This window comes from Streptomyces sp. NPDC048383, assembly GCF_040651775.1.
Classification (GTDB): domain Bacteria; phylum Actinomycetota; class Actinomycetes; order Streptomycetales; family Streptomycetaceae; genus Streptomyces.
On the sequence record NZ_JBEZKS010000071.1, the window covers coordinates 15,815 to 38,651 of the forward strand.

At 74.1% G+C, this 22,837-nt stretch carries 19 protein-coding genes; 6 read left to right on the forward strand and 13 right to left on the reverse strand.

Annotated features, from left to right (window positions below; translation table 11 throughout):
- Positions 1 to 142 precede the first annotated feature (142 nt).
- Positions 143 to 385: a hypothetical protein gene (locus AB0D46_RS33920; protein WP_362883274.1), complete on the forward strand. Its 243-nt coding sequence runs from the start codon at positions 143 to 145 to the stop codon at positions 383 to 385.
- A gap of 94 nt (positions 386 to 479) precedes the next feature.
- On the opposite strand, the gene AB0D46_RS33925 is transcribed toward AB0D46_RS33920, so the two are convergent.
- From AB0D46_RS33925 to tdh, 3 genes are all read right to left on the reverse strand, one after another.
- On the reverse strand, positions 480 to 1,394 hold the full coding sequence (locus AB0D46_RS33925; protein WP_362883276.1) for a LysR substrate-binding domain-containing protein: 915 nt from the start codon (positions 1,392 to 1,394) through the stop codon (positions 480 to 482).
- A gap of 12 nt (positions 1,395 to 1,406) precedes the next feature.
- Positions 1,407 to 2,615, reverse strand: coding sequence for a glycine C-acetyltransferase (locus AB0D46_RS33930; RefSeq protein ID WP_362883278.1), 1,209 nt, complete (start codon positions 2,613 to 2,615; stop codon positions 1,407 to 1,409).
- Between the two features lie 102 nt (positions 2,616 to 2,717).
- Positions 2,718 to 3,746, reverse strand: a complete 1,029-nt coding sequence (gene tdh, locus AB0D46_RS33935; protein ID WP_362883279.1) for an L-threonine 3-dehydrogenase — start codon at positions 3,744 to 3,746, stop codon at positions 2,718 to 2,720.
- A 214-nt stretch (positions 3,747 to 3,960) separates the two neighbouring features.
- On the opposite strand from tdh, the gene AB0D46_RS33940 reads away from it, so the two are divergent.
- A complete protein-coding gene (locus tag AB0D46_RS33940) occupies positions 3,961 to 4,878 on the forward strand; it encodes an alpha/beta hydrolase (RefSeq protein WP_362883281.1) in 918 nt (305 codons plus the stop codon).
- A gap of 40 nt (positions 4,879 to 4,918) precedes the next feature.
- Here the strand turns inward: AB0D46_RS33940 and AB0D46_RS33945 are convergent, their stop codons facing one another.
- On the reverse strand, positions 4,919 to 5,647 hold the full coding sequence (locus AB0D46_RS33945) for a class I SAM-dependent methyltransferase (RefSeq protein WP_362883282.1): 729 nt from the start codon (positions 5,645 to 5,647) through the stop codon (positions 4,919 to 4,921).
- A 217-nt stretch (positions 5,648 to 5,864) separates the two neighbouring features.
- Between AB0D46_RS33945 and AB0D46_RS33950 the strand changes: the two genes are divergently transcribed.
- The gene (locus AB0D46_RS33950; protein WP_362883284.1) at positions 5,865 to 7,997 is read left to right on the forward strand and encodes a SpoIIE family protein phosphatase; all 2,133 of its coding nucleotides are present in this window, start codon (positions 5,865 to 5,867) and stop codon (positions 7,995 to 7,997) included.
- Between the two features lie 8 nt (positions 7,998 to 8,005).
- Here AB0D46_RS33950 and AB0D46_RS33955 read toward each other — a convergent pair whose 3' ends face one another.
- From AB0D46_RS33955 to AB0D46_RS33965, 3 genes are all read right to left on the reverse strand, one after another.
- A complete protein-coding gene (locus tag AB0D46_RS33955) occupies positions 8,006 to 9,352 on the reverse strand; it encodes a serine hydrolase domain-containing protein (protein ID WP_362883286.1) in 1,347 nt (448 codons plus the stop codon).
- Between the two features lie 216 nt (positions 9,353 to 9,568).
- Positions 9,569 to 11,371 (reverse strand): glycoside hydrolase family 15 protein, encoded by a 1,803-nt coding sequence (locus tag AB0D46_RS33960; RefSeq protein WP_362883288.1) that lies wholly within the window; start codon positions 11,369 to 11,371, stop codon positions 9,569 to 9,571.
- 46 nt (positions 11,372 to 11,417) lie between these two features.
- Positions 11,418 to 11,993 carry a DoxX family protein gene (locus AB0D46_RS33965; RefSeq protein WP_362883289.1) on the reverse strand — a complete coding sequence of 192 codons (576 nt, stop codon included), beginning with the start codon at positions 11,991 to 11,993 and terminating at the stop codon, positions 11,418 to 11,420.
- A gap of 109 nt (positions 11,994 to 12,102) precedes the next feature.
- Between AB0D46_RS33965 and AB0D46_RS33970 the strand changes: the two genes are divergently transcribed.
- On the forward strand, positions 12,103 to 12,567 hold the full coding sequence (locus AB0D46_RS33970) for a MarR family transcriptional regulator (RefSeq protein WP_362883291.1): 465 nt from the start codon (positions 12,103 to 12,105) through the stop codon (positions 12,565 to 12,567).
- Between the two features lie 17 nt (positions 12,568 to 12,584).
- Positions 12,585 to 12,875: a YkvA family protein gene (locus AB0D46_RS33975; RefSeq protein ID WP_362883293.1), complete on the forward strand. Its 291-nt coding sequence runs from the start codon at positions 12,585 to 12,587 to the stop codon at positions 12,873 to 12,875.
- A 122-nt stretch (positions 12,876 to 12,997) separates the two neighbouring features.
- Here the strand turns inward: AB0D46_RS33975 and AB0D46_RS33980 are convergent, their stop codons facing one another.
- The 6 genes from AB0D46_RS33980 to AB0D46_RS34005 form a co-directional block, all read right to left on the reverse strand.
- The gene (locus tag AB0D46_RS33980; RefSeq protein WP_362883295.1) at positions 12,998 to 13,636 is read right to left on the reverse strand and encodes a fasciclin domain-containing protein; all 639 of its coding nucleotides are present in this window, start codon (positions 13,634 to 13,636) and stop codon (positions 12,998 to 13,000) included.
- Positions 13,637 to 13,765: 129 nt separating this feature from the next.
- The gene (locus AB0D46_RS33985; protein ID WP_362883297.1) at positions 13,766 to 15,373 is read right to left on the reverse strand and encodes a molybdopterin-dependent oxidoreductase; all 1,608 of its coding nucleotides are present in this window, start codon (positions 15,371 to 15,373) and stop codon (positions 13,766 to 13,768) included.
- Between the two features lie 220 nt (positions 15,374 to 15,593).
- The gene (locus tag AB0D46_RS33990) at positions 15,594 to 16,274 is read right to left on the reverse strand and encodes a hypothetical protein (RefSeq protein ID WP_362883299.1); all 681 of its coding nucleotides are present in this window, start codon (positions 16,272 to 16,274) and stop codon (positions 15,594 to 15,596) included.
- Positions 16,275 to 16,324: 50 nt separating this feature from the next.
- Complete coding sequence (locus tag AB0D46_RS33995; RefSeq protein WP_362883301.1) at positions 16,325 to 17,419, reverse strand: SCO0930 family lipoprotein; 1,095 nt, start codon at positions 17,417 to 17,419, stop codon at positions 16,325 to 16,327.
- 146 nt (positions 17,420 to 17,565) lie between these two features.
- Positions 17,566 to 19,014: an NADH-ubiquinone oxidoreductase-F iron-sulfur binding region domain-containing protein gene (locus AB0D46_RS34000; protein ID WP_362883302.1), complete on the reverse strand. Its 1,449-nt coding sequence runs from the start codon at positions 19,012 to 19,014 to the stop codon at positions 17,566 to 17,568.
- Positions 19,011 to 20,567 (reverse strand): hypothetical protein, encoded by a 1,557-nt coding sequence (locus AB0D46_RS34005; protein ID WP_362883304.1) that lies wholly within the window; start codon positions 20,565 to 20,567, stop codon positions 19,011 to 19,013. Before AB0D46_RS34005 ends, AB0D46_RS34000 begins: the two co-directional genes overlap by 4 nt.
- Positions 20,568 to 21,144: 577 nt before the next feature.
- Here AB0D46_RS34005 and AB0D46_RS34010 point away from each other — a divergent pair.
- The gene (locus AB0D46_RS34010; RefSeq protein ID WP_362883306.1) at positions 21,145 to 22,395 is read left to right on the forward strand and encodes a helix-turn-helix domain-containing protein; all 1,251 of its coding nucleotides are present in this window, start codon (positions 21,145 to 21,147) and stop codon (positions 22,393 to 22,395) included.
- Positions 22,396 to 22,837: the final 442 nt, after the last annotated feature.

The following is a 22,837-nucleotide window of genomic DNA, read 5'->3' on the forward strand; positions in this document are numbered from 1 at the left end:
CGCCCGCTGCGGAACGCGCGGACCTGCTGCGCTCCCTGGTCGACCTCTGGGGCGAACCGGAGGAACTCGCGCGCCGCACGGACGACCTCGCCGCGGCCCTGGAGGACGCAGGCGTGGTCGTCGCGGGGAGGTGGCGGCGGGGTTGCGGCCCCACGGGGGACACCGCGCACTGCCGCGGCACGCCGCGACCCTGCTGGCGGTGGCCGACCGGCCGGCCCGGGACGGCCGGGTCGGCGCCGGCCTGCCGGCCGCCGCCCTCGTGGCCGGGACGGGCACCGTGCTGAGCCGGCCCGAGGAGTGTGGGGTACTGCTGCGCGCGCTGCGCAGGCATCCGCGACCCGACGTACGGCACGAGGCGTTCCGCGTCCTGACGGAGGCGGAGTGAGGACGGCAGCCGGCTGAGGCCGCGACCGGCGGCGCCGGCCGATCCGCGCGGGCGGCCGGGCGACGGCTCCGCCCCCCTCCGGCCCGCCCCCGCCTCAGTGCGCCGGCAGCCGCTCCGCCTCGCGGACCAGGGCCGCGAGGACCGGGGCGATCAGCGGATGGGACGCGGCGCCGCGTCGGGTGGCGGCGAAGACGCGGCGGGTCGCGGCGGGCCCGGCGACGGGCAGGACCCGGGCCTCCTTGAGGTCCATGCCGCGCAGCGCCGAACGCGGGACGAGGGCCACGCCGGCCCCGGCGCCGACCAGGGCGGTGACGGCGCGGAAGTCGTCGGAGGAGTGCGCGAACCGGGGCTGGAAGCCCGCCAGTTCGCAGGCCAGCAGGGTCACGTCGTAGCAGGGGTTGCCCGGGTGCTGCCCCACCCAGTCGGCGTCGGAGAGGTCCGCCAGCGCCACGGTGGGCAGGTCGGCGAGCGGGTGCCCGGCGGGCAGGACCGCGTCGAAGGGTTCGGCGTACAGCGGGACGAGCGACAGCCGGGCGTCGTCGGCGCCGGGTCCGCCCCGGTACTCGACGGCCAGGGCGACGTCCGCCTCCCCGTCGAGCAGCATCGGCAGGCTCTGGTCGCCCTCCGCGTCCCGGACGCGGAGCCGGATGCCCGGGTGTTCCCGGCCCAGCCGGGCGAGGGCGGGTGCCAGCACCTCGGCGATGCCCGTCGCGAACGCGGCGATGGTGACCTCGCCCGCCGCGCCGCCCGCGTACGCGGCGAGTTCGGCCTCGGCGCGCTCCAGCTGGGCCAGCACCTCGTGGGCGTGGCCCAACAGGATCTCCCCGGCGGCGGTGAGCCGCACGCCCCGGCCGCTGCGGGTGAGCAGGGTGTGGCCGGTCTCCTGTTCCAGCGCGGCGAGCTGCTGGGAGACGGCGGACGGGGTGAGGTACAGGGCTGCGGCCGCGGCGGTCACCGTACGGTGGTCCGCCACGGCCCGCAGGATGCGCAGCCGGCGGGGGTCGATCACGCCCCCATGATGTCAGCCCCGAGCAGCGGCGAGAGCCGCGCGGGCGTCCACGAACGCGGCCACCGCGCGCTCCACGTCGGCCGTCGAGTGGGCCGCCGAGAGCTGCACGCGGATGCGGGCCGCGCCCAGCGGGACGACCGGGTACGAGAAGCCGATCACGTACACGCCGCGCTCCAGGAGCAGCTCCGACATCCTCGCCGCCTCGGCCGCGTCGCCGATCATGACGGGGGCGATGGCGTGGTCGCCGGGCAGGATCTCGAAGCCCGCCTCCGTCATCTTCGAGCGGAACAGCGCGGTGTTGGCCGCGAGGTGCTCGCGCAGGTCACCGGCCGACTCCAGCAGGTCGAGGACCTTGAGGGAGGCCGCCGCGATGACCGGGGCGAGGGAGTTGGAGAAGAGGTACGGGCGCGAGCGCTGGCGCAGCAGCGCGACGATCTCGGCGCGGGCGGCCACGTAGCCGCCGGAGGCGCCGCCGAGGGCCTTGCCGAGGGTGCCGGTGATGATGTCGACGCGGTCCATGACCCCGTGGAGTTCGGGGGTGCCGCGGCCGCCGGGGCCGACGAAGCCGACGGCGTGCGAGTCGTCGACCATGACCATGGCGTCGTAGCGCTCGGCGAGGTCGCAGATCTCGGCGAGGGGGGCGACGTAGCCGTCCATGGAGAAGACGCCGTCGGTGACGACGAGCTTGCGGCGGGCGCCGCCCTCGGTGGCTTCCTTCAGGCGGGCTTCGAGCTCGCCGAGGTCGCGGTTGGCGTAGCGGAAGCGGCGGGCCTTGGACAGGCGGATGCCGTCGATGATGGAGGCGTGGTTGAGGGCGTCGGAGATGACCGCGTCCTCGGCGCCGAGGAGGGTCTCGAAGACGCCGCCGTTGGCGTCGAAGCAGGAGGAGTAGAGGATCGTGTCCTCCTGGCCGAGGAAGGAGGACAGCCGCGCCTCCAGCTCCTTGTGCACCTCCTGCGTGCCGCAGATGAAGCGGACCGAGGCCATGCCGTAGCCCCAGCGGTCCAGCGCGTCCTTCGCGGCCGCGACGACCTCGGGGTGGTCCGCGAGGCCGAGGTAGTTGTTGGCGCAGAAGTTGAGGACCTCGCCCGGGGCGCCGCCCGCGGTCACCGCGACGGCGGCGTTCTGCGGGGTGCCGATGACGCGCTCGGGCTTGTGCAGGCCCGCGGCGCGGATCTCGTCGAGGGTGGTGCGCAGGTCGTCGCGGACGGACTCGAACATGTGCGGTGCTCCTTGTGCGGCGAAGGGGGGCCGGGCCCCGCGGAGGGGGGAGGGTGTGCGGGGCCCGGCCGGAGGGAGATGGTCGGGGGGACCGGTCCGGCGTTACGCCGTCCAGTCCAGGATGATCTTGCCGCTGCGGGCGGTGGCGGCCTCGTCGAAGGCGGCCTCGAAGTCGCGGTGCGAGTAGCGGCCGGTGATGACCGGGGACAGGTCGAGCCCGCCCTCCAGCAGGACGGTCATCGCGTACCAGGTCTCGAACATCTCGCGGCCGTAGATCCCCTTGATGGTGATCATCGAGGTGACGACCTTCGCCCAGTCGACGGCGAACTCCTGCGCCGGCAGGCCCAGCATGGCGATGCGGCCGCCGTGCGTCATGTTGTCGATCATGTCGCGCATGGCCTCGGCGCGGCCCGACATCTCCAGGCCGATGTCGAAGCCCTCGCGCAGGCCGAGCTGCGCCTGCGCGTCGGCGATGGAGGAGTCGGCGACGTTCACCGCGAGGGTGGCGCCCGCCTTGCGGGCGATCTCCAGCCGCTCCGGGCTGACGTCGGTGATGACCACGTTGCGCGCGCCGGCGTGCCGGGCCACGGCCGCCGCCATGATGCCGATCGGGCCCGCGCCGGTGATCAGGACGTCCTCGCCGACCAGCGGGAAGGACAGCGCGGTGTGCACGGCGTTGCCGAACGGGTCGAAGATCGCCGCCACGTCCAGGTCCACGGCCGTCCGGTGGACCCACACGTTCTGCGCGGGCAGGACGACGTACTCCGCGAAGGCGCCGTCGCGCCCGACGCCCAGGCCGACCGTGCTGCGGCACAGGTGGCGGCGGCCGGCCAGACAGTTGCGGCACCGTCCGCACACCAGGTGGCCCTCGCCGCTGACCAGGGCGCCGAGCTCGATGTCGCGGACGTCCGCGCCGAGCGCCGCGACCTCGCCGACGAACTCGTGGCCGAGGACCAGGGGCGTCTTGACCGCGCCCTGCGCCCAGCCGTCCCACGAGCGGATGTGCAGGTCCGTCCCGCAGATGCCGGTCCGCAGCACCTTGATCAGCACGTCGCCGGGGCCGTACTCGGGCTCGGGAACGTCCATGAGCCACAGCCCGGGCTCGGCCTTGTGCTTGACGAGTGCCTTCATGGGGTGGCTCCAGGCATGCGGGAGGGGGCGCCGGGGCCGGTGGGGCCCGGGTGGCGTCGTTGACGTGCACCAATGTGCCGATTCGGACGGTGATCAGTCCATCGAGACTTTCTTAAGCGGGTCGACAGCGCAGCTTCACGCCTATGCTCCTCGGGTGACGGGGCAGGGGCCCGGGACCGGGGTCCGGGGCAGGGGAAAAGGGGAGGTGAGGGGCGTGCCGAGTCTGCGCAGCAGGGCGCTTTCGGCCGCGCTGATCGCGACGGGGCGGCGAAGACGGTTCGCCAGTGCGGAAGCGGTGCGGGCCCGGGTGGCGGAATCCGCCCGCCGGCCGTCTTCGCACCTGCCGCCGCGGTCGCTGGGCCGGGTCGCCGAGGTCTCGCGGACCTTCGTCGGAGCCTGGCCCGTGTACGACGTCTCCCCGCGCGGGGAGGAGCCCGTGACGCAGGTGTTGTTCGTGCACGGCGGCGCGTACATCAACGAGTTGGTCCGGCCCCACTGGTCGATGATCCGCACCCTGGTCACCCGGGCGGGGGCCCGGGTCGTCGTACCGGCGTACATCCTTGCCCCGCGCGGCACCGCCGACCGGACGGTCCCGGTGGCCGCCGACCTGCTGAGCGGTCTGATCGAGGGCGGTGGCGCCGGCGGGACGGTGCTGATCGGGGACTCCGCGGGCGCCGGACTGGCGTTGGCCGCCGCGCAGCGGCTGCGGGAGCGCACCGGCGCGCAGCCGTCCCGGATCGTGCTGATCTCCCCCTGGCTGGACCTGACCATGAGCCACCCGGGCCAGGCCGCGATCGAGCCGGGTGACCCGATGCTGGCCCGGCCGGGCCTGGTGGAGGCGGGCCGGCTGTACGCGGGCGTCCTCGCCCCCGACGATCCCCGGGTCAGCCCGCTGCACGGCTCCTTCGCGGGACTCGCGCCGATGACGGTGTTCACCGGCACCCGGGACGTGCTGACGACCGACAGCCGGGAGCTGCTGCGCCGCGCCCGGGGGGCCGGGGTGGAGGTCGAGTGGCACGAGGAGGCGGGCCTGCCGCACGGCTACCCCCTCATGCCCATCCCGGAGGGCCGGACGGCCCGGGACCGGATCGTGGAACTGGTACGGGCCTCGGCCACGGACGGCTCTCCTTGACCCGGTGCCGCCGGGACGCGGCCGGCGGACGGTCGTCGCGTCAGGCCGTGCAGGTCATCAGGGAGCTGACCGGCCAGGCGCGGTAGGCCGTCCAGTAGGCCTCGTCGCGGGAGGAGTCGGCGGGCGGGGTGCGGCTGGGCTGCCAGCCCACCGTGGTGAAGCCCGCGTCGACGGCGGCTTCGGCGAAATCGGCGTGCGCCCATTCCCGGTACTCGAAGTGCAGCGGCGGTTCGGTGAGGAACTGCGCCTTCAGCAGCGCCGGCGCCTCCCCGTCCGGCACCCGGTCCAGGATGCGCATCCCGTACGGGGACCAATCGACGCGCGGGAAGGCGCCGGGGTTGCGGACGAGGGAGAGCAGCCGACCGCCGGGTCGCAGGTTGGCCCGGATCCCGCGGAACATGGCGTGCAGGGCGGTCCGGTCGGGGGCGTGGCTGAACAGGTAGACGGCGGTCGCGAGGTCGAACGGGCCCAGGTGCGGCATGGCGGCGGCGTCGGCGACGACGTACTCCACCGGGCCCGGGGCGCCCGCGCCGTGCCGCTCCCGGGCCAGCCGGACGCGGTCGGGGCAGTTGTCGACTCCCACGGTCCGCCGGGCCCCGCCGCTCGCCAGGAGTCCGGCGGAGCCGCCGTGGCCGCAGCCGACGTCGAGGGTGTCGAGGTCACGGACCCCGCCGAGGGCGTCGAGGGCGGTGCGGAGCGTGAAGGCGTCGGCCGCGGAGAAGGCCGTGCCGGGTGCGGGGTGCGCGAGGGTGTCGTACGGCTGGTGCATGCGGGCATGCCTCCCCGCCGCCGGCCCGGGTGACGGCCGGGGTACCGGGTGCGTCCCTCGGACGGGGGAGGCGTTCGGGTCAGTCGGTACGGCGTACGGGGCGGGGTGCGCGCGGCCGGGGCTGTACCCGGTGTCCGGTCGGCCGGTGTCCGGGCGGGGCGGCGTGGGGTCGCCCGTCGGGGTGCGGGTCGCGGCGGCGGGGGCGCATGCTGACTGTGTGACGGCGAGACCGGACAGCGGCGGCCCACCCCCCGGCGCCACGGCCGGGGTGCTGGCGCGTGCCACCGTCGGGGCCGTGGCGGACCTGGGCGGGTTCGCGGGCGGGGTGTACCTGCGTACGGACAGTGAGGGCCTGCTGCGGATGGCCGTGCTCGCCGGACTGCCCGGACAGCTGTTCCGGCCCTGGTGGCGGATGCAGGTGAACCGGCCGTACCCGGTCGCCGAGTCCTACCGCTCCGGCCAGTCGGTGCACCTGCACGACGGCGAGGCGTCCATGCGGCGCTTCCCCCAGCTGATGGCCGGCCTGCCGTTCACCTTCGCCTCCCTGTACGAGCCCGTCACCGCGGGGCCGGAGCGGTTCGGGGTGCTGATGGTGCTGCGCCCGGCGACCCCGGGGGTACCGGTCGGGACCGAGGACCGGGAGCGGCTGCGCAGGGCCGCGGACCGGCTGGCCCGGGACCTGGCCGCGCTGGCCGCCGACGGCGAGCGGGTGTCCTGGAACGCCGACCCGATCTGCCTGCCGTCGCCGCCGGCGCCCGGTGACGCCCGGGAAGCCGTGGACCGGCTCCCGCAGGCGGTGCTGTCCGTGGACCGGCAGGGCAGGATCGGCTTCGCCAACACCGCCGCCCGGCAGTTGCTCGGGCCGGGCGAGACACCGCTGCGGGGGCGCGTCCTGTGGGAGGCACTGCCGTGGCTCGGCCACCCCGGGTACGAGGACCACTTCCGGGGCGTGTTCCTGTCCGCCGACCCGGTCCACTTCGCCGCCCGGCGCGGCACCGACCCCGAGCAGGAGTGGCTGTCGGTGAGCCTGCTCCCCGGTCCGGGCGGGCTGACGGTGACGATCGGCTCCGCCGAGAAACCCGCCTACGCGCCCGCATCGGTGGCCAACCCCGGCTCCGGGTTGGGTTCGCCGGCCGACAGCGCCTCGGCCCTGTACCGCCCGGTGGCCCTCGCCATCGCCCTGACCGAGGCGGTCACCGCGCGCCAGGTGTCGGCCGTCGTCACCGACGAGCTGCTGCCCGCCTTCGGGGGCCGCCAGCTGGCCATCTACCTCCTCGACGAACGGCACCTGTACCTCGCTTGGGAGACCGGGTTCCCCGCCGGCTTCCTCGACCGCTTCGACGGGGTCTCCCTCGGCGTCCGGCTCCCCGGGGTGGAGACCCTCACCTCCGGCCGGCCGCTGTTCTTCGAGTCGATGCAACACCTGGCCGCCGCCTACCCGGGCATCCCGATGGACGCGGACGTGGGGGCCCGCGCGTTCCTCCCGCTGATCGCCTCCGGCCGACCGGTGGGCTCCTGCATCCTCGGCTTCGACGCCCCGCGCGGCTTCAGCCCGGAGGAGCGTACGGTCCTCACCGCGCTGGCCGGACTGATCGCCCAGGCCCTGGCGCGGGCGCGGCGCTACGACAACGAGGCGGCGCTGGCACGCGGGCTCCAGGCCGCCCTGCTGCCGCACCGGCTGCCGGTGCTGGCGAACGTGGCCACCGTGGGCCGCTACCTGCCCGGCACCGACGGCATGGACGTGGGCGGCGACTGGTACGACGTCATCGCCACCAGGGCGGGGCCGCTGGCCCTGGTCATCGGGGACGTCCAGGGCCACGGGGTGTCCGCCGCCGCGACCATGGGCCAGCTGCGCAGCGCGGTACGGGCCTTCGCGCTCAGCGGCAACGCGCCGGAGGAGGTCATGCGGGGCACGAACCAGCTGCTGATCGATCTGGACCCCGGCCAGTTCGCCAGCTGCTGCTACGTCCTGCTCGACCCGGAATCCGGCCGCGCCCTGGCCGTCCGCGCCGGCCACCCCCAGCCCCTGCTGCGCCACGCCGACGGCCGCACCGAGGTGCTGGACCTGCCGGGCGGGGTCGTCCTCGGCATCGACGCGGGCGGGGAGTACCCCGTGACCGAACTGCGCCTGGAGCCGGGCGCGGTGCTCGCGCTGTACACGGACGGGTTGGTGGAAACGCCGGGTACGGACATCGACGCGGGCGTGGAGCGGTTGCGGGCCGCCCTGGCGGCCGCCCGGCCGTCCCCGCTGACGGAGATGGCCGACCGGCTGGTCGGCGAGGCGGGCGACACCGCGGACCGGCCCGACGACATCGCCCTCCTCCTCGCGTCCCGTACGCAGGCTCCGTAGGGCGGCGGTTACGGTCGCTGTACCGAGGTCGTCGGCCCGGCCGCCGGGGCCCTCAGCGTGTCGGGCGGGCTCGGGACGGTCCGGGGGGCGTCGGCGCGGGCCGTGGGCTGCGCGGCGCCGCACAGGGCCCGGTCGAACAGGGCGGTGCGGGCCGCGTCCACGGGGTGCGGCACGGGGTTGCCGTCGGGGTCGGTGCGCTGGTAGCCCGTCAGGTTGAAGCCGGCCGCGAACTGCCGTTCGCCGTCGGCGGTGGACATCGCCGTGGTCTCGGCTCCGAAGACGCCTCCGTCGTGTCCCCAGACCGGGCCGCAGGGGGTGTCCACGGAGTAGATGCCGAGTCCGTAGCGCAGCAGGACCGTGCCGTTCTCGTCGCGGTAGGGCACGGTCGTGCGCATCTCGCGCAGTTGCGCCTCAGGCAGCAACCCGCCCTGGAGCAGGGTCCGGTAGAAGGTGTTGAGGTCCTGCGGGGTCGAGATGAGCGCGCCCGCCGTGCCCGCCATGGTCATGTTGTACTCGCTGAAGTCGCGCGGCGGGGTGAGGGCGCCGCCGAAGCTCTCGTACATGCGGGAGTGCGGACCCCTGATCCGCGGGTCGGTCCCGGGGAACCAGGTGTCGCGCAGGCCGGCGCGGCGGATGACGTCGCGGGTGATGACGCGTTCCGGGTCCTGGCCGGTGACCTTGCGGAGCACTTCGCCGAGCAGGATGTAGTTGGTGTTCGAGTACGACCAGGAGGTTCCCGGTTCGAACAGCGGCGGGAGGTTCACCCCGTACCCGGTCAGGGTGGCCGGGGAGACGGTGCGGTGACGGAACTCCTCCAGGCTGCTCGGCGATCCCTCCTTCACCGACGGGAAGGCCTCCGCGATGTAGTCCGCGATGCCGCTGGTGTGGTTGAGCAGCATCCGTACGGTGATCTTCCGGCCGCGCTCGCCGGGCACGAGTTCGGGTACGTAGTCGCCGACGGGCGCGTCGAGCCGGACGCGGCCGGCCGCGCTCTGTTGGAGTACGGCGACGGCGGTGAAGGTCTTGGTGACGCTGCCGACCCGGTGCCGCAGGTCGGGGGCCGTGCGGCGGCCCGTGTCGATGTCGGCGAGGCCGGTGGCGCCGTTCCAGCGGGCCCGGCCGTCGCGCACCGACGCGTACGCGCCGAACATGCCGGCCGCGTGCACCGCGTCGAGGCGCTGGGCCAGCGCCCGGCGGTCGAGGCCGGTGGGCCGGGAGGCGGCGGCGGGGTCGTCGGTCCCCGCGGCGGGAGCCGCGGAGGCGGTCCCGGCCGCCCCGGCCAGGAGGGTCAGCACGATGGCGCCGGCGGCCGCGCCGACGCCTAAGCGGCCGCGCGGGCCGTGGTGTGAGTGCACAGGATCTCCCCGAGTACGGGCGGCCCGTAGCGGGGCCGCCGTTCGACCTTGTGCCTCGATTCTTCCGGGCCGGCGGGGTCCGCCCATCGTCCCGGTGGACGATCCGGGGGCCCGTCGCATGGGCCCTCGGTACCAGGGCCGGCTCCCCCTCCCGGGGCACTTGACGTCGGGTGGATCCGCCCGAAGGCGACGCCGCCGGACGTCAGCGGGGCGGGATCACTGGGCCACGTCCCGCCCGGCCAGGGTCAGGGCGCTGTTCACCAGGCCGACGTGGCTGAACGCCTGCGGGAAGTTGCCGAGTTGGCGTCCGGCGACGGGGTCGTACTCCTCGGCCAGCAGGCCGACGTCATTGCACACGCCCAGCAGCCGTTCGAACAGTTCGCGCGCCTCCTCGCCGCGGCCCGTCATGTGCAGGGCGTCCACCAGCCAGAACGAGCAGGCCAGGAAGGCCCCTTCGTCCCCGGGCAGCCCGTCCACGGACGGACCCTCGGTGCTGTAGCGGCGGACCAGGCCGTTGCGGCCCAGCTCCTCGCGGACCGCGTCGACGGTGCCGATCACGCGCGGGTCGTCGGGCGGCAGGAACCCGACCCGGGGAATGAGCAGGGTCGCCGCGTCGAGCTCGCGGGAGCCGTAGTACTGGGTGAAGGTGCCCCGTTCGGCGTCGAAGCCGTGCTCGCAGACGTCGGCGTGGACCTCGTCCCTTATGGCCCGCCAGCGCTCCACGTCACCCGGGATCCCGGGGTCCCCTTCCATGGTGCGGACGGCCCGGTCGGCGGCTACCCAGGCCATCACCTTGGAGTGCACGAAGTGCCGGCGGGGTCCGCGCACCTCCCACAGGCCCTCGTCGGGCCGGCGCCAGTTCTTCTCCAGGAAGTCGAGGAGGGCGAGCTGGATCCGCCAGGCGTGCCGCTCCGCGGGGAGTCCGGAGGACCGGGCGAGGTGGAGGGAGTCGATGACCTCCCCGTACACGTCGAGCTGGAGTTGGTCCACGGCGGCGTTGCCGACGCGCACCGGCGCGGAGGAGGCGTAGCCGCGCAGCCACGGCAGGTCGGTCTCCGGGATCCGTCGCTCGCCGCCGATCCCGTACATGATCTGGAGCTCGGACGGATCACCCGCCGCCGCCCGCAGCAGCCAGGACCGCCAGGCGCGGGCCTCGTCGAGGAACCCGGTGGCGAGGAGCGCGCCGAGGGTGAGGGTGGAGTCGCGGAGCCAGCAGTAACGGTAATCCCAGTTGCGGACCCCGCCGAGCTCCTCCGGCAGGGAGGTCGTGGCGGCGGCGACGATGCCGCCCGTCGGCGCGTACGTCAGTCCCTTGAGGGTGATCAGGGAGCGGGTGACGGCCTCCTTGTAGGGGCCCTCGTAGTGGCATTGGGCAGCCCACTGCCGCCAGTCGGCGAGGCTCTGTTCCAGCGCCGTGTACGGGTCCACGGGCTCGGGGCGCGGCTCGTGCGAGGGATGCCAGGTCAGCACGAAGGCGACCTTCTCCCCCGCGCCGACGGTGAACTCCGAGCGGGTGCTGTTCTCCTCGCCCCAGGTCCGGACGGGGGGTTCGCTGCGGAACCAGGCCGAGTCGGGTCCGGCGACGGCGACCCGGTCACCCTCGCTGCGCCGCACCCAGGGGACGACGTGTCCGTAGTCGAACCGCAGGCGCAGCGTGCTGTGGAGGGTGACCCGGCCGGACACGCCTTCGACGATCCGCATCACGTCGGGTGCGGTGTCGCGCTGCGGCATGAAGTCGATGACCTTGACCGTGCCGTCCGGGGTCTCCCAGTAGGACTCCAGGATGAGGGAACCGTCGACGTAGGCGCGGCGCGTGCACGGTTCTCCGTCGGCGACGCCGCTCGGGGCGAGCCGCCAGTGGCCGTTCTCCTGGTCACCCAGGAGGGCGGCGAAGCAGGCGGCCGAGTCGAAGCGGGGCAGGCACAGCCAGTCGATGGACCCGTCCCGGCCGACCAGTGCGCTGGTCATGAGGTCGCCGATGAGTGCGTAGTCTTCGATCGCCTGTGTGGGGTGCGTCATTCATCCGCTGTTCCCCCAATATCCCGGGGTCAATCAGTCCGCGCGATCAGTTGCGGATCAAGAGCGTCACGGCCGCGAGGACGACGCCCAGGGCGAGGGCCAACGCCCCCTGCTTCAGGCCGTGGGAGCGCAGGGCGGCCACGGGCAGGAAGCGGTCGACGGCGAGGCGGCCGGGTCCGGTGAGGGTGAGGGCGGCGGCCGCCGCGGTCAGCAGCAGTTCGTACTCCATGCCCTCGGGCGCGAAGAAGGATCCGGTGCCGTGAACGGCGATGGCGTTGATCATCGTGCCGGTGACGGCCGCGCCGGCCAGTGGGGTGAGCAGACCGGCGGCGAGGCCGAGGCCGCCGAGGGTCTCGGTGAGGCCGGCGACGACGGCCATGGCGTCGCCCGCCGGGTAGCCGACGGAGGTGAAGAACTGGCCGGTGCCGTCGATCCCGCCGCCGCCGAACCAGCCGAAGAGCTTCTGGGTGCCGTGGGCGGCGACGGTCAGGCCGAGGACGACGCGCAGGAGCAGGAGGCCCGCGTCGTAGGGCGCGGTGGCGGTCGCCGGGAGTGCGGCGGCCCGCCGCTCGGCCGGTGCGGTGGCCGGGGCCTTCGTCGAGGTGGCGGAGGCGCTGGTCATGGGGGTTCCTTCCGGTCGGGCCGGCTCGGCAGGAGTAGTTCAAATTCGAACCGGCAGCCCCGACCCTAGCCACTGATTCAAATTGGAACAACCCGTGTAGGCTGGGGCCGTGGACGGGACGAGATGGCTGGACGAGCGGGAGATGCGGGCCTGGAACGGCTTCCTGGCCGCGTCCGCCCTGGTGAATCGACGTCTCGACCAGCAGCTCAAGGACGACTCGGGGCTCTCGCACCCGCAGTACGAGATCCTCGTGCGGCTCGCCGCGGCGCCCGACCGCGAACTGCGCATGACCGAACTCGCCAACGGGCTGATCAACTCCAAGAGCGGGCTGACCTACCAGGTGACCCAGATGGAGAAGGCCGGACTGGTCCGTCGCCGCAGCTGCCCCTCCGACGTCCGCGGGGTCTTCGCCGTCCTCACGGACGCGGGCCTTACCCGGCTGGAGGAAGCGGCCCCCGGGCACGTGAGCACGGTCCGCGAGATCCTCGTCGACGTCCTCACCCCCGAGCAGCTCGACGCGCTCTCGGCCGGACTGGGGGAAGTCGGCCGCCGATTGCGGGAGCAGGGCGCCTGAGCGGGTAAGGGGATCCCATGGACGGAAAAGTCTGGCTGGTCATCGCGGCGGTCCTCGCCGCCGCCCTCGCGATCGTGGCCGCGGTACTGCTGGTACGGGTGTTCGCGGCCCGGAAGCTGCTGCTGGACGCCGGGATCCCGCTGCGCGACAAGGCCCTGTTCTGGGTCGCCGTCGTCTACACCATCTCGCCGGTGGACCTGATCCCCGACCCGGTCTACCTCGACGACGTGGGCGTGCTCCTGCTCGCCCTGCGCTCCTTGCACGCGGCGGCCCGGGCCGCCGGACGACCCGCCGACCGGATCGCCTGACGGCCCGGGACCGCACCCTCGCCCGGCTCGGAGCCGGACGGAGGACGCTGCGCGGCCCATTCCCCGGGACCGCGCAGCGTCCGTTCAGGTGCGCCCCTCGGGGCGCGTACGCGCAGGCCGTACTACTTCGGCATCAGAACGGTGTCGACGATGTAGACGGTCGCGTTGGCCGTGGGCACGTTGCCGCAGACGACGGACGAGGTGCCGTTGACCTTGTAGGCCTCACCGGAACCGGCCGTGGTGATCTTGCCGGTCTCCAGGGTGTCGAAGGAGCCGTTCTCCAGCTGGCGCGGAGCCAGCTTCTGGCCCACGACGTGGTAGGTGAGGATCTTGGTCAGCATGGCCTTGTCCGCGAGGACCTTGTCGAGGTCGGCCTTCGGGATCTTGGCGAACGCGTCGTTGGTCGGGGCGAAGACGGTGATGTCCTTCGCGTTGTTGAGGGTGTCGACGAGGCCGGCCTGCTTGACGGCCGCGACCAGCGTGGACAGCGCCGGGTTGTTCGAGGCGGCGGTGGCGACCGGGTCCTTCGCCATGCCGTCGAAGCTGCCCGCGCCGTCCTTCGGGACGCCGGCACAGGCCGGGCCGAAGGGACCGTCCGCCGCGGCGGACGCCTCGGGGGTGGCCGCCTGGGAGGCGGTGGTGTCCGCCGCCGGGCCGGAAGCGGAGTCCTTGCCGGACTCCGAGCAGGCGGCGAGGGCGAAGGGAAGGACGACGGCCGCGGTGACGGCGACGGCGGTACGACGGAACTGACGGGTGTTCATCACGGTTCTCCTATGGACTTTCTCGATCGGAAAGGAATGGTCTGGAAGGGAAGGAAGGGAAGGAAGGAAGGGAAGGAATCGGGGGAGGGAGCGGGACAGGTGGTTCGGAGGGCCGGTCGGTCCCGGCGTTCAGGCGACGCTCACCACGACCGAGTGCCATCCGCTGGCGCCGTCGGGTATGGTCCGGGCCCGTTCCTCGGTCTGGACCGCGCCCGTGCCGTCCGTGGCGCGGACGGTGACCGTGTGGCCGCCGGGCGTCGCCTGCCAGGGGTGGGACCACTGGCGCCAGGTGTCGGTACCGGCCGCCGCGGCGAGATCGGCGTACTGCCAGGGGCCGTCGTCGATCCGGACTTCCACGTGCCGGATGCCGCGGTGTTGCGCCCACGCGACGCCGGCGATGGTGACGGTGCCGGGGGCGGGCCGGGCGAAGGGCTTGGGGGTGTCGATGCGGGTCTGGGTCTTGATCGGCGCCTTGCGGGCCCACTTGCGCTTGACCCAGTAGGGGTCGTAGGCGTCGAACGTGGTCAGTTCGAGGTCCGTGATCCACTTGCAGGCGGACACGTACCCGTACAGACCCGGGACGAGCATCCGGACGGGGAACCCGTGGGTGAAGGGCAGCGGTTCGCCGTTCATGCCGACGGCGAGCATCGCGTCCCGACCGTCCATGACGTCCTCGACGGGTGAGCCGAGGGTCATGCCGTCGACGGAGCGGGCGACGAGTTGGTCGGCGGGCCCCTTGCCCGAGGGGGGCCGGACCCCGCATTCGCGGAGCAACTCGCCGAGGGGGACGCCGAGCCAGCGGGCGCTTCCCGCGTACGGGCCCCCGACCTCATTGGACACGCAGGTCAAGGTGATGTCCCGTTCGATCAGGTCACGGGCCAGCAGGTCGGCGTAGGTGTAGGTACGAGGACGTGTCACGCCCTTTCCGTGGACGCGCAGGCGCCACGTGTCGGCGTCGACCTTCGGGACCACCAGCGCGGTGTCGACGCGGTAGAAGTCGACGTTGGGGGTGGTGAAGGGGGTGATGCCCGGGACGCGCAGGGATACCGCGCGGGGCAGTGGGGTGGCCGGCGAGGCGGGGGCGGGCAGCCGGACAGCGGCCCGGGACGCCTCGGCGCCCCGGCCCCGCGAGGAGTTCAGCTGTCGACCGAGGGCGCCCGCCGCCGTCGAGGCCAGCGCAGCGGCCCCGGCGGCGACGAGGAAGCCGCGGCGGCTCCAGCCGTCCGCCCCGGCGCTCTCCTCCCGTACGGCGATCAGCCGCCCGACCAGGTAGTACAGCAACCCGGCGCCGACCAGCGCGCCCACCACCGAGGGCAGGGCATCGGACGGGCCGGCGGAGTCCGGTCGGTTCAGGGCGGCAGCACCACCGACGAGCCCGAACAGCAGGACCCCGGCCGCCCCGGTGCGCCGGTGGCGCAGGGCCAGCAAACCGAGTCCGACCGCGAGCAGGCCCAGGGTGGCCAGGATTCCGAGCTGGAGGACCAGTTTGTCCGCGGTCCCGAACTGGCGGATCGCCCAGTCCTTGACCGCGGCCGGGGTCCGGTCGATGGCCGCGCCGCCCACCGCCGTCACCGGACCGGCCTCGGGGCGCACGGCGGCCGAGACCAGCTCGGCGACCGCCAGGGCCGCGTAGCCGGACAGCAGACCGCTCAGCGCCGCCGAAGCGGTGCGGGCGAGGGTGTCGCGGTTGATGCTCACACCCGGTCTTCGGTGCCGGCCGGTCGGCGGATTGGCCATTCAGCCACCCGAGTGACATCCGACCCACCGTTGACGCGTGAAACACCTGCTCAGCGGGGTTGATCGACCCCTGAACGGATGGTCGCCCGGGGCGAGGAGCTCGAAGCCGGACGGGCCGGTGGGACGGAATCCGAGCCCGCCGTACGCGCCGGAACTCCCACCGGGGCCTGGTAGGAGGACCCCGGTGGGAGGTTCGGGTGCGCCCCGCGGCCGGACGGGCTCAGGGGGCGGCGGGCTCCGCCGGGGCGGAGCCGGGACCGTGGCCGCCGGCGTCGTGGCCCTGGGGGGCGGGGGCTACGGGGGTGGGGGCCTCGGGGGCGGGGGCCTTGGCGGTGGGGGCTTCGGCGGCGGGCGTCTGCGCCTCGGCGCCCGCGGCGTGGCCCTCGGCTCCGTGGCCTCCGGCGGCTTGCTCCCCCGGCCGGGCTTCCGTCGGCCCGGCGGGCGCGGCGTGCGAGGCGCCGTTCGTGACGGTGCCGCCGAGGCGTTCGCGCAGGGGAGCCAGGGCCTCGGCGGTGGCGGCGGTGACGACCCAGCGGTTGCCGACGAGGTAGGTGCCGCCGTACATCGCGGATTCGGCGAGCCACGCGCGCTGGCCCTGGTCGGCGGTGAAGGTGGTCATGCGGTAGGAATCCGGCCCGGCCCCGCAGGCCGCCTCCTTGAGCTCCTCCGCGTCGACGGTGACCTCGGCCGTGCAGCCGAGGACGGCGGCGATCTCCTGGAGGGTGGCGGTGCGGGCGGTGGACACCGGGCCGAGGTCCGCGGGTGCGTCCTGGCGGGTGGCCGCGGCGCCCCGGTCCGTCTTCTCCTGTTGTCCGGCGCAGCCGCCGCACAACAGGGAGGCGAGCAGGACGACGGCACACGGCAGGAGGTGGCGGGCGGTGATGCGGGGTGAGTCGGACACGTCTGCCTCACTGGGGTCCGGCGCGGACTGGTGGACACCTCCGGCGGGGCCTACTGGACCGGCGCGACCTTCTTGCCGGCGTCGTTGACCGCGAACCAGAGGTTCTGCTTGCCGTGGCCGTTCGTCTGCCCGGGAGCGGTGTCACCGGTGAACGTGTAGACCGGCCAGCAGTCGATCGTCAATTGCATGCTGCCGTCAGGTCGTTTCACCGATCCGATCCATTCCTGAGGAATTCCCGACACCTTCGTCTTGTCCACGACCGGTGCGGGCTTCCAGGTGTCGAGGCAGGCCCCGAGGCAGCCGAGCTTCATCGGCCACGCGCTGTCCTTGTCGAACCGGTAGAGGGTGTTTCCCTTTCCGTCGACGAGGATCCTGCCGAGCTTTTCGTTGGACGCGACGGCGAGTTCGGCGGCCGCCGCGGGCTTCGCCTCTTCCGCGCCGCCGGCCTCCGGCTTCGCCGCCTCGCCCGTCGTCCCGCCCTCGGCGTTGCCGGCCGCGTCGTCCGCCCCTTCGCCCGCGGCGCCGCCCTTCGCGTCGCCCTTCGCGTCGATGGCCTTCTTCCCGTCCGGCGCCAGCGCGTGCCACGTGCCGCCGACGCCCTCGCCCTTCGCCTCGCCCGGCTTGGTGTCCTTGGCGTAGCGGTAGACGGGCCAGCCCGCGAGGGTCAGCTGGCGACTGCCGTCGGTACGGGTGACCTCGCCGAGGAGGCCGGCCTCGATGCCCTCGGCGGCGGTGGCGTCGTCCGCCGGGACCGGCGGCCACACCGTGGCGCAGTCCCCGTCGCAGGAGGACTTGGGCGGCTTGGGCGTGTCCTTGTCGAAGCGGTAGAGGGTGGCGCCGGCGCTGTCGGTGACCACGCTGCCCACCGAGGCGATGGCCCGGACCGCGAGCTTCCCGGCGGCGCCCGCCTTCTCCGCGGCGGAGCCCCCGGCCGCCGATCCGGACCCGGAGCCCGAGCCGGCCGCGGCGTCCGATCCGTATCCGCCCGATCCGTATCCGGAGTCTTTCCCGATGGCTTTTCCGTCTCCGACCGGCTGTACGGAATTCACGTTTCCGGTGGCGTTCGTGCCACCCCCGCAGCCTGCCGCGAACATCAGTACCGCGGCCACCGATCCGACAGCTATCGCACGACGCTTGCTGATCACGATCACTCCTTCGGTTTCCTGCCCGGCGCTTTTGCGTCCTCGGTCATTCATAGGGCCTGCGGTGTCCGTCGAATTCGAATGGCCGCGAATTTGTCAGATCGCGCTAACGCCTGAACTCCGTAACGCGGAGCACGTTCACAGCGGGCTCATTCCTGAATGCGCAGGGCGAGGGCCGGGCAGCGGCGCACGGCGCGCAGGGCCTTCGGGCGCAGCCTTCCGGGGACCGGCATGACGGCTTGTGACGGGTAGCCGTCGGCGTCGAGCCGTACGACCTCGGGCAGCAGGTCGACGCACAGGCCGTGCCCCTTGCAGAGCGTCCAGTCCACGACGAGGCGTTCGGGATTCTCGTCGGCGGGCAGCGGCAGGGCTCCCAGGACGCGGCGCCCGCAGCCGCTGCCGAGGGCGTGGTCGCGCAACTCCTCGGGGAAGGTGGCGAGCGCGGACGCGACGAAGGAGGAGGTGCCGTCGGGGTGGCTGCACGCGCCGCGACCGCGTACGGCACGCATGCGGGCCTCCACGGCTTCCAGGGCGCCCCGGCCGCCGCCACCCACGAGGGTGTCCACCGCGTCGGCGAGTGTGGGCAGCCCGCGGACGCAGGGTCCGCACTGGCCCGCGGATTCGTCCGCCATCCAGCGGGTGACCCGGGCGATCTCGCCCGCCGGGCAGGTGTCCTCGGGCAGCGGGAGGACCGCGCCGGCCCCCAGTACGGCGTCGTACGCGGCGAGGGACTGGCGGGACAGCGCCACCGAACGGGCGGCCGCCGGGGGCAGCCAGCGGCCGTGGTAGCCGCCGACGAGGACTCCTTGGCCGGGATCCGACCCGCACAGTTCCAGTACGTAGGCCAGGGAGGTTCCGGTCGGCACCTCGACGGCGGTCGCGCCGCCGACGGTGAGCATGATGGTGCCCGGTTCGGCGGGTGTGCCGACTTCGCGGTAGACGTCGGCGCCGAGCCGGGCGGCGACGGCGAGTTGGGCGTAGGTCTCGGTGTTGGAGAGCAGGGTGGGCAGGCCGCCGAGGCCCCGGTCGCTGGTGCGCACCTTGCGCCCGGACGGGAGCGCGGGGCCGCCTTCGATGCCGTTGATGAGGGAGGTCCCCTCGCCCGTCACGAAGCGTTCGGGGAGGCGGACGACGCGGACCCGGCTGCCGACCGGGCCGCGTTCGGCGACGGCGGCGCGCAGCGACTGCTCGACGTCGTCCCGGGTGACGCCGACGACGACGTCCTCCGCGCCCAGGGCGGCGGCGGCCAGCAGCGCCCCGTCGAGCACCAGGTGCGGGACGTGCAGCAGCAGGGCGGTGTCCTTGAGGCAACTGGGCTCCCCCTCACTGCCGTTGACGACGACGGCGGTACGTCCCTCGCGACCGGCGGCGGTCCGGGTGACGGCCCGGAGCTTGCGGGCGAAGGGGAATCCCGCTCCGCCGCGGCCCCGCAGGTCGATGCGCTCCGCCAGGTCCGTGAGCTCGTCGGGACGGTAGGGGGGAAGCGGGCCGTGGACGCTCAGGTGGGCCTCGCGGTCCAGGCGGGTGGCGGTGTCGAGTCCGGCGAGCAGGCGGGGCTGTCCGACGCAGCCGAGGGCCGGCCGGGTGACGCCGGTCATGCGCGTCCCCGTCCGCCGTCGAACGGGGTACCGGGGCGGTCGTTCGCGGTGGTGGTGGGGCCGCCCGGGATGAACATCATGGCGTAGGGGGCCGCTTCGGGCCCGGCCGGCGGAGCCGCCCGGGCGGCCACCACGGGGCCGACGGCCCCCGTCGGTATCAGCAGGGTGTCGGCGAGCGGGTCCGCACCCTGGGAGAGGATGCCGGGCAGCGGGATGACCGGGGGCACGGCGAACTGCTCCCGCCCGACGGGCTGTCCGGCGAACGAGGGGGGCATGCCCGGAGCGCCGACGGGCGGCGGCACGGACCCGGCGGACGCGAACCCCGGCTGGGGGAAGCCGAACGGCCCGAAGTCGCCTTGGCCCTGGCCCTGCTGACCGAAGCCGGGTTGCCCGAGACCGGGTTGACCCGCGTCGGAAGGCCCGAAGTCGGGTTGCGCGGAGGCGGACTGGCCGAACGCGGACTGGCCGAACACGCTCTGCCCGAAGGCGTTCTGGGCGAAGGCGCCTTGACCGAACGCGTTCGGCACGAAGGTGTTCGGCACGAAGGCCGGCGGGACGGATCCGGCCGGCGCGAAGGCGGGTTCGACGGGTGGGGGTGATTGCGGGAAGGCCGTTTGCGCGAACAGCGGTTGGGGGACCTCGGGTTGGCTGAACGGGACCTGTGGAGGGGTGCCCGTCCCGGTGGCGGCCTCGGCGTACGCGGGTCGGATCGAGGGCATCTGGGCGGTGGCCGCTTCGGCGAACGCGGCGAGCACGGCTTCCTGTTCGGCGGCGGGCGACCCGGAGCGGCGGTCCGACTGCCGCGCGAGGCGGGCCGTGAGGCGTTCCCCGGACTGCTCCGCCGGCTGGCGCACGAAGGGCTTCGGGTTGCGCGGCGGCGCCTGCCCCGGTGCCGGGGCGGCGGTGGGCTGCGCGGCGGGGCGCGCGGGGGTCGCGCGCAGCCGTGCCCGCATCCGCAGGAAGAGCACGGCCGCGACGCCGGCCAGGCACAGCCCGTAGGCGACGGTCACCCAGGCACTGGCGGGGCGTCCCGCCTTCAACCCGTGCAACAGCGAGGCCCCCCAGGCCGGGTACGCGCCCATGTGCAGGGCCCGCCACCACATGGACCGGCCCTTGGTGGCGAAGGCGCTGCGCACCGCACCGGAGACCGCGACGGAAACGAAGAGGTAGCCGGCGAGGGTGCCGAACCCGATGAGGACGGGCTGTTCCGGGTCCGTGAACGGGACGAACGCGGCGGTGGCTTCGGTCTGCGACTCCGCGATCTTGACCCACACGTGCAGGGCGAGGAAGCCGAGGCCCGAGACGGCGAGACCGCGGTGGGCCCCCTGGGCGAGGATCCGGTGACCGGAGGTCAGCAACGTACGGTCCGTGGCCGCGAGGCCCCACAGCACGGCGGAGGTGAGCGATACGAGGGAGAGGACGCCGGCGCCGTAGTCGAGGAAGTCGAACAGGCGCGTCAGCGCGCCCGCCCTGGCCGCGACGGCCAGTACGAGCAGGGCGGCGAGGGCCGCGGCGCAGACGGCCGCGGGGTGCGGACCTCCGGCGGCGGACAACAGGGGCGGGCGCCGGAAGGCCCTTCGGCCACCGGCCTCCGCGGGGGCCGCACCGGCATGCCGTCTGGTGCGTCGGGCCCGGTGAGAACGTGGCATACGGGTCTGGGACAGGGGCATCGGGTTCTCCCATACGCCCGGGCCCGAGCACTCCACCTCGCACTCGGCGCCCGGGGGTAGTCGTCGGAACTGCTCCGCGGCGGGCGGGAGATGGATGCCTCGCCGGCCGGGAGCGGGGGCCGGAGTGCAGAAGCATCGTGGAGGTTCGCAATCCCTCCACAGTATTTATCTAATCGTGACAACTTCTCGCGGCCACGGCATCATCAGCTCGAACACCCCCGGAAGATTCCCTTCCAACGGTGCGGTGCCGACCGGGCTCACGTCTTGTCGGCCGCCACACCTACCCGTCGGCAAAATCGAGGCAAAGCCGCGGGACTGCAAGTGGATGGCAGTCTCCTGGAGGGAGTAGAGGTGCTGGACTCCCCTTTCGGCACTGGCGCCGAGGGGGAGGGAGGCAGCTTCCACGAAGCTGGTCACCCTCCACGGGACAGGCCGTACCCCGGCATGAACGAGGTAACAAATGTGCGAACTTCTGAACCGCATCTGGTCCCGCCCTCGCGGCGAATGGACCCGCGTCCTACGAAGGGAACTACCCGCGCTGGCCGCCGGGATAGTGGAGGAACTCCGGGAAGGCATCCCCGGATTCGCCGAGCTGGTCGACGAGGTCGGCGAGGAGGTGGTCAGACGGCAGGTGGAAGCGGGCCTGCTCACCACCCTCGGCTACCGCGAGTCCACGGTGCCCGCTCACGACCGACCGGCGGAAGGGGGCGGAGCGCAGAACGCGTGCCCCGGCCCGGAGTCCGACCTCGCGGCGGCCACGGACTGCGGACCACCCGTGCCCGTGCGCACCCGCTCCGGCGGCGGGCCCGGCGAGGCCCCCGGACCGGACTCCGACCCGGACGAGGCGGGGACGCCGCACGGGCGCGGCCGGTCCGCCCCGCTGACCGTCGTCCCCACGAGCGGGCCCGGTCCCGCCATCGAACGGGCCCGGCGCGAGCTCTTCGCCGCTCTCACGGGTGACATGTCCATGTCTGACCTGGCTTTGGCCGAACTGGCCACGGCCGCCAACTGGCCCCTCCCCCCGGCCGTCCGGGCCATCGCCATGACCACCATCGGCGAGGTGCAGCAGTTGGCCGCCGCGTTGGACGACGGGCTCCCCGGGCTGGCCGGCGCCCAGCCCTGCCTGCTCGTCCCCAGCCCCGACCCCGAGGCGCGCACCGCCCTGGAGGCCGTGCTGCGCGGCCGGGTCGCCGCCGTCGGGCACCCCGTCGCCGTACGGGACACCGCGTCCTCACTGCGCTGGGCCCTGCGGCTCCTCACCCTCACCCCCGCCCGGGCCGGCCTGGAGGCACGCGCGGTGTTCGTCGACGACCACCTCTCGACCCTGCTGCTCCTGCAGGACGAACCACTGGCCCACGCCCTGGCCGCCCGCTGGCTGCGACCGCTGGCCAGCCTGACCCCCCGCCAGAGCGAGCGCCTCGAAGTGACCCTCCTCGCCTGGTTGGAGGGCGGCGGGGCCCCGGAGGCGGCCAAGGCCCTGAGCGTGCACCCCCAGACGGTCCGCTACCGCATGCGTCAGCTGGAGAAGCTGTTCGGGCCCGGACTGCGCGACCCCCGTACCCGCTTCGAACTGGAACTGGCCCTGCGCAGCCGCCGCCTCATGGCCCAGGTCCGCCGCCAGCACTCCCGGGTCGGCCGCCGGGCACGCGCCGTCGCCACCGATTTCGGACCGCTCGGCGTGGGCCGCATGGCCCGCGTGAACGGCCTGTAACCCTCCCCCACACCGCTCCCCCCTCCCCTCCCCCCACAGACTTCCCGGCGCCCGGCCCCTCCCCCGAGGGACCGGGCGCCGACGCGTTCCCGCTCCGCGGGGGAACCCGAGGTGGGACGTGCGGGGCCGGTGGGGCGCGTGCGCCCGGCAGGAACGGGACGGAGGACGTACGGGGTCGCCAGGGGCTTAGCGGCACGGCCGGGGCCGTGGCAGCGGTACGGAGACTCCGCTCGACCGGCGCCCGCCGGTCCGGCGCACCGGATCCCCGGGAGAGCGCGGCGGCCCGCTCGGCCGACGGCACCGGAGCGGCCCGGACGGGACGCAGCCCGGCAGCCCACCCGGCGGAGCCACGACCCCGGCCCCGCGGCCCGGGCGCGCCCACGCCCCCTCCCCCGCGCGGACGCGCAAACGCGCGGTGCCGGTCCGAAGCCGACTTCGGACC

Coding starts and splice junctions, on each gene's coding strand:
- AB0D46_RS33930 (WP_362883278.1), bottom strand. CDS start 2,615: ATGTTCGAGTCCGTCCGCGACGACCTGCGCACCACCCTCGACGAGATC.
- tdh (WP_362883279.1), bottom strand. CDS start 3,746: ATGAAGGCACTCGTCAAGCACAAGGCCGAGCCCGGGCTGTGGCTCATG.
- AB0D46_RS33945 (WP_362883282.1), bottom strand. CDS start 5,647: ATGCACCAGCCGTACGACACCCTCGCGCACCCCGCACCCGGCACGGCC.
- AB0D46_RS33960 (WP_362883288.1), bottom strand. CDS start 11,371: ATGACGCACCCCACACAGGCGATCGAAGACTACGCACTCATCGGCGAC.
- AB0D46_RS33965 (WP_362883289.1), bottom strand. CDS start 11,993: ATGACCAGCGCCTCCGCCACCTCGACGAAGGCCCCGGCCACCGCACCG.
- AB0D46_RS33975 (WP_362883293.1), top strand. CDS start 12,585: ATGGACGGAAAAGTCTGGCTGGTCATCGCGGCGGTCCTCGCCGCCGCC.
- AB0D46_RS33980 (WP_362883295.1), bottom strand. CDS start 13,636: ATGAACACCCGTCAGTTCCGTCGTACCGCCGTCGCCGTCACCGCGGCC.
- AB0D46_RS33985 (WP_362883297.1), bottom strand. CDS start 15,373: ATGGCCAATCCGCCGACCGGCCGGCACCGAAGACCGGGTGTGAGCATC.
- AB0D46_RS34000 (WP_362883302.1), bottom strand. CDS start 19,014: ATGACCGGCGTCACCCGGCCGGCCCTCGGCTGCGTCGGACAGCCCCGC.
- AB0D46_RS34010 (WP_362883306.1), top strand. CDS start 21,145: ATGTGCGAACTTCTGAACCGCATCTGGTCCCGCCCTCGCGGCGAATGG.